At 62.6% G+C, this 5,269-nt stretch carries 6 protein-coding genes; 4 read left to right on the top strand and 2 right to left on the bottom strand.

The genetic code is table 11. The features are described 5' to 3' along the window. The 4 genes from murA to J4F42_20955 form a co-directional block, all read left to right on the top strand. The coding region (gene murA, locus J4F42_20940) for a UDP-N-acetylglucosamine 1-carboxyvinyltransferase (protein MCE2487988.1) at positions 1–1,074 on the top strand (1,074 nt) is incomplete at its 5' end. Further along, on the top strand, positions 1,071–2,468 hold the full coding sequence (hisD, locus tag J4F42_20945; protein ID MCE2487989.1) for a histidinol dehydrogenase: 1,398 nt from the start codon (positions 1,071–1,073) through the stop codon (positions 2,466–2,468). The genes murA and hisD, both read left to right, overlap by 4 nt. Further along, positions 2,404–2,994 (top strand): imidazoleglycerol-phosphate dehydratase HisB, encoded by a 591-nt coding sequence (gene hisB / locus J4F42_20950; protein MCE2487990.1) that lies wholly within the window; start codon positions 2,404–2,406, stop codon positions 2,992–2,994. The genes hisD and hisB overlap by 65 nt, the downstream gene beginning before the upstream one ends. Positions 2,995–3,061: 67 nt before the next feature. Beyond that, positions 3,062–3,526 (top strand): clan AA aspartic protease, encoded by a 465-nt coding sequence (locus tag J4F42_20955; GenBank protein ID MCE2487991.1) that lies wholly within the window; start codon positions 3,062–3,064, stop codon positions 3,524–3,526. A 32-nt stretch (positions 3,527–3,558) separates the two neighbouring features. On the opposite strand, the gene J4F42_20960 is transcribed toward J4F42_20955, so the two are convergent. Next, complete coding sequence (locus J4F42_20960) at positions 3,559–4,632, bottom strand: LLM class flavin-dependent oxidoreductase (protein ID MCE2487992.1); 1,074 nt, start codon at positions 4,630–4,632, stop codon at positions 3,559–3,561. Positions 4,633–4,699: 67 nt separating this feature from the next. Continuing rightward, on the bottom strand, positions 4,700–5,269 hold a 570-nt coding region (locus tag J4F42_20965; protein ID MCE2487993.1), incomplete at its 5' end, for an OB-fold domain-containing protein.

The following is a 5,269-nucleotide window of genomic DNA, read 5'->3' on the forward strand; positions in this document are numbered from 1 at the left end:
GCCCCATCGGTTCGTCACCTCGAAGCCCCGTATGAGCTGGTCAAGACCATGCGCGCCTCTTTTCTGGTCTTGGGTCCGCTGCTGGCCCGTTTCGGCCGGGCCAGGGTTTCGACGCCCGGCGGCTGCGCCATCGGCACCCGACCGGTCGATATTCACCTGGCCGGCCTGCAACAGCTCGGCGCCGAGATCCGCCTGCAAGAAGGCTATGTTGAGGCCAGGGCCAGCCGCCTGCGCGGCGCCCGGATCAGCCTGGACTTTCCGTCCGTCGGCGCCACCGAAAACCTGATGATGGCGGCCAGCTTGGCCGACGGCCCGAGCCAGATTGAAAACGCCGCCTGCGAGCCCGAAATTGTCGCGCTGCAAACGCTGCTGAACGCCATGGGCGCTCGGGTGAGCGGTGCCGGCGGGCCGGTTATCCGCATTGACGGCGTCGCCCGTCTGCACGGCGCCGAACAGCGCGTTATTCCCGACCGGGTCGAGGCCGGCACCTTCCTCATTGCCGGGGCAATGACCTCGGGCCAGATATTTGTCCGTGGGGCACGGGCCGATCACCTGGACGCCTTTGTGCAAAAACTCCGGGCGACCGGGATCGGGCTGGAAATTGAGGCCAACGGCATTACGGTCAAGGGGGACGAGCGCCCGAGCCGGGTTGATGTCATCACCTGGCCGTATCCGGGCTTCCCGACCGATCTCCAGGCCCAGATGATGGCCCTCCTGACCCTTGGCGACGGCCGCAGCCTGATCACCGAAACGGTGTTCGAGAACCGCTTTATGCACGCCCAGGAGCTGACCCGCCTGGGGGCCGATATCCACATCCGCCACAACACGGCTGCGGTCAACGGCGTCGCCATGCTGAGCGGTGCGCCGGTCATGGCCACCGATCTGCGGGCCAGCGTGTCCCTCATTCTGGCCGGCCTGGCGGCGCAGGGGAAGACCGAGGTGTCGCGCGTCTACCACCTGGACCGGGGCTATGAGAAGATCGAAGAGAAACTCTCTCAGCTGGGGGCGGATATTCGGCGGGTGAGCGCGGAAAAAGACGGCGCCACGGAAGAACGGAGACGCACGGTCGCATGACGGTTCCCCTGCTCAGCACCGCAGATCCGGCCTGCGCGCGCCGCCTGGAGAAGCTGTTCAGCCGAGGCGAGCAGGCCAGCGCCCAGGTCGAAGCCGATGTGCGGGCGATCGTGCGGGATGTCAGACGCCGGGGGGATCGGGCGCTGCTCGCCGCCACCAAAAAATTCGATCGGGTCCGTTTGCATCCCGACCGTCTGCGCGTCAGCGACCAGGAGCTCGAAGCAGCGCCGGCCGCCCTGCCACAAGCCGAACGCAGCGCACTACAGGCCGCAGCCAGGCGTATTAGCGCTTTTCACCGTAAGCAGCGCCAAGCCTCATGGCAGTATACCGACCGCCTGGGCGTCGGCCTGGGCCAGCAAATCACCCCTCTGGAACGGGTCGGGGTGTATGTTCCGGGCGGTAAAGCCGCTTACCCGTCTTCGGTGCTGATGAACATCATCCCGGCCAAGGTCGCCGGCGTGGAGGAAATCGTGGTCGTCTCACCGCCAAAAGCGGACGGCGATCAGTCCGGGCTACAGCCGGGCGTGCTGGCCGCAGCGCGTCTGGCCGGAGCCGATGCGGTGTTCCGACTGGGCGGCGCTCAAGCCGTGGCCGCCCTGGCCTATGGCACCCAGACCGTTCCCCGCGTCGATAAGATTGTCGGGCCGGGCAATATCTTCGTGGCCACGGCCAAGCGCTTGGTCTACGGCCAGGTCGATATCGACAGCATAGCGGGTCCGAGCGAGATCCTGGTGATTGCCGACAGCACGGCCTCAGCGCGCTATGTTGCGGCCGACATGCTGTCCCAGGCCGAGCATGACGAGATGGCCGCCCCTCTGTGTCTGACCACCTCGTCCCGCTTGGCCGAGGCGGTTGTCGAGGCGCTCAAAGACCAGTTGGCCACACTCAAACGGCGCAACATTGCCGCCGCCTCGCTCAAGCGCTACGGCGCGGTCATCGTCGCCCGCAGCCGAGCCGAGGTCGTCAGGCTGGCCAACGCCCTGGCCCCGGAACATGTTGAGCTGCTGGTCAAAAACCCGCGCTCGTGGCTGAAAGACATCCGCCACGCCGGCGCCATCTTTTTGGGCTCTCTTTCCACCGAGCCCTTTGGCGACTATATCGCCGGGCCGAATCACATCCTGCCGACCGGCGGGACGGCACGCTTCTCCTCGCCGCTCGGCGTATACGATTTTCTCAAGCGGACGAGTATCATCGAGGCATCGGTTCCGGCCCTGCGTCAACTCGGTCCGCACATTCTGCGTCTGGCCGCAATGGAGGGTCTGGAAGCCCACGGCCGGGCCATTGCCTATCGTCTCAACGGAGGCCAGCATGACACAGCCGGCAACACAGGTGGCGCAGCGCAGCGCAGACCTGCACCGCAAAACAAACGAAACCGACATTCGGCTCAGTCTTGAGCTTGACGGCAGCGGCCAGTACCAGATTGCCACCGGGGTGCCCTTTCTCAACCATATGCTGGAGCTGTTCACCCGGCACGGCTTCTTCGATCTGACGCTCCAGGCCACGGGCGACATCGAGATTGACGATCATCATACGGTTGAAGATGTCGGCCTGGCGCTGGGCGAGGCGTTTCGCGCCGCGCTGGGCGATAAGCGCGGCATTCGCCGCTTTGGCGAAGCCAGCGTACCGCTCGACGAAGCCCTGGTGAACTGCGTCGTCGATCTCAGCGGACGGCCCTTTCTGGCCTATAATCTGTCTGTCCAGCAGGAGCGCATCGGCAGCTTTGCGACCGAACTGATCCACGATTTTTTTCTCGCCTTCAGCAACCAACTCGGTATGAACCTGCACTTCAACATGACCCAGGGCCGCAACCCGCACCATATTATCGAAGCCGCCTTCAAGGCGTTCGCCCGGGCGCTGGGCAGCGCGGTCGCCTATGACCCGCGGGTCAAGGGCGTCTTATCGACCAAAGGGGTGTTGTGAAATAGATAAGAAGAATGGCAAGACTGGGCTGGCAGCCCGTCCTTATCTTTGCGTATAATCGCTGCCTATGGGACTTGTACACACGACTATCCAGCTGTCGAACCCTCGTGAGCCAGCTCTTCAAGCGCTTGAAGTGGATGCACTCGTTGACACCGACGCAGTGACGCTGTGTATTCCCGAACATGTTTCCGTCCAGCTCAAACTTTCTGCTATTGAACAACGCGAGGTGATAACAGCGGACGGCAGAGCCCAGCTTGTTCCCTATGTTGGTCCCATTCAGCTGAAGTTTGAGAATCGGACGTGTTTTACCGGCGCGCTTGTTCTGGGGGATAGTATCTTAATGGGAGCCGTCCCCCTAGAAGATATGGACCTTGTGATTCATCCGCGGGAGCAAAAACTGACGGTTAATCCACTCAGTCCCAACATTCCCTCTGCAATTGTGAAGCCTGTTTCTGTCCTCCACCCTCGTTGCTCAGACTGTTATGAAAAACACACGTGGGAGGCCGGGACAAAACCGAGCTCCCACGTGTAAGGTCTCAAAAGAGACGAGGTTCTCCGAACCCATCAATCCGGGAAGTTGGGCATGACTTCTTCCATCAGCAGACGCTGCGAGTCTGCCCAGCCCTCTTTGTTCTCCAGCTGATCAAAGGTCAGGACCAGCAGACAGCCAAACCCGCCGGTGTCGTCAACCATGGCGCCGAGCTTGTCGGTGACCGTCCGGGGCGAGCCGACCAGCCACACATACTCGGCCAGGTATTCCATGGTCACGTCGGAATCCGGCACTTCGGGGTGGTGCTTGAACAGACTGACCATGCCGAACGACTTGAACAGCGGCAGCAGATACTCGGCATAGGCGCGGCCCAGCATGCCGTTGATGGCTTTGTCCTTGGCCTCCGTGTCGGTCTCGGCGACATACACCTCGCGCGACACGCGCCAGTCGCTGCGGGACGGCGTGCGGCCGGCGGACTCGGCCCCCTCGACAACCGCCTCCCAGTGGGTTTTGAGGTAGCCGTTGCTGAGCGCGACGCTCATCGGCATGAAACCGCTCGCACCACACATCTTGAGGGTGTCCGAACCGGGGGTCAGGCCGGCGATCCCAATCGGCGGGTGGGGCTGCTGAAAGGGCTTGATGTGGAACTTGAGTGTATCCAGCATGGTGTCGATGCGGTTGACCGTCCAGTATTCGCCCTTGAACTCAAACGGCTCCTCGCTCGCCCACAGCTTGAGAATAATATCCAGGGCTTCCTTGGTCATGCGCCGGTTCTCACCGCCCGCCCCGTCAACGTTGAACAGCTTCCAGTCGCTGGGCAGGCCGCTCGTTCCCACCCCGAACATGAAACGGCCCTGGGCGATGTGGTCCATGAAGGCGACACGGTGGGCCAGTTCGGCCGGATGGTGATAGGGCAGCAGATGGGCGCCCGGACACAGTTTGATGTTCTGGGTGCGTTGCAAGCCTTGCGCAATCAGCAGGTCAGGAGCGGGGTTGGGTTCCCACGGAGCGGTAAAATGCTCGCCCATCCAGGCCTCGTGGAACCCCAACTGATCGACCAGTTCCAAATGGTCGAGATCCCACTGGTGGCCGTCGTAGAAACTTCTTTCGGGGGGATGCGAAGGCATCATAAACACGCCAGCTTTCATACGTCCTCCTTAGGCTGTCCGATCCGCCTCTTGTACCATCCCGACTCGTCTCGGGCAAGAAAAGCCCTCAGCGCGCCGGGCGGCACTTCCAGTAGTAGTGGTGCATAGTCGGCCCTTCCTTGCGCCGCCGCAGGCTGAGGACGACGCTGTCGCCGACCCGCACGTCCTCGGGGTCCACGTCGGTCATCTGGATGTACAACCGGCCGCCCCCGTCGAGATCGACCACGCTCATGATCGTCGGGGAATCCGCAGCCTGATACAGATGGTCTCGGGTGAAGGTGAAGACCTGACCGCTGCGGGCCAGCGGCACGTCCTGCATGGAGTCGTGGTTGTGGCAGGCAATGCAGATGCGGGTGAGGGGATACTGTTTTGTGCCGCAGCGCGGGCACTGCGAGCCGTACAGCCGAACGTTCTGTTTGTCCTCTTTGGCCAGAAACACGTTCGACAGCTCGGGACCGTCCTCGTGCTCGGCGTAATACGTCCGCATCTTCTTGAAGATCTGGTAGGAGGGATACAGGCGCTTCTCACTCAGGTGATCGGACACAGACTGGGCGGGCGTCCGGCTTGTGATGGCTTCGGTCACCCGCAAGACGAAGCCGTCTGCTCCATCGCCGTAGCCCAGCAGCACCAGACGGTC

The sequence above is a fragment of the Desulfurellaceae bacterium genome, from assembly GCA_021296095.1.
Classification (GTDB): Bacteria; Desulfobacterota; Binatia; order Bin18; family Bin18; genus JAAXHF01.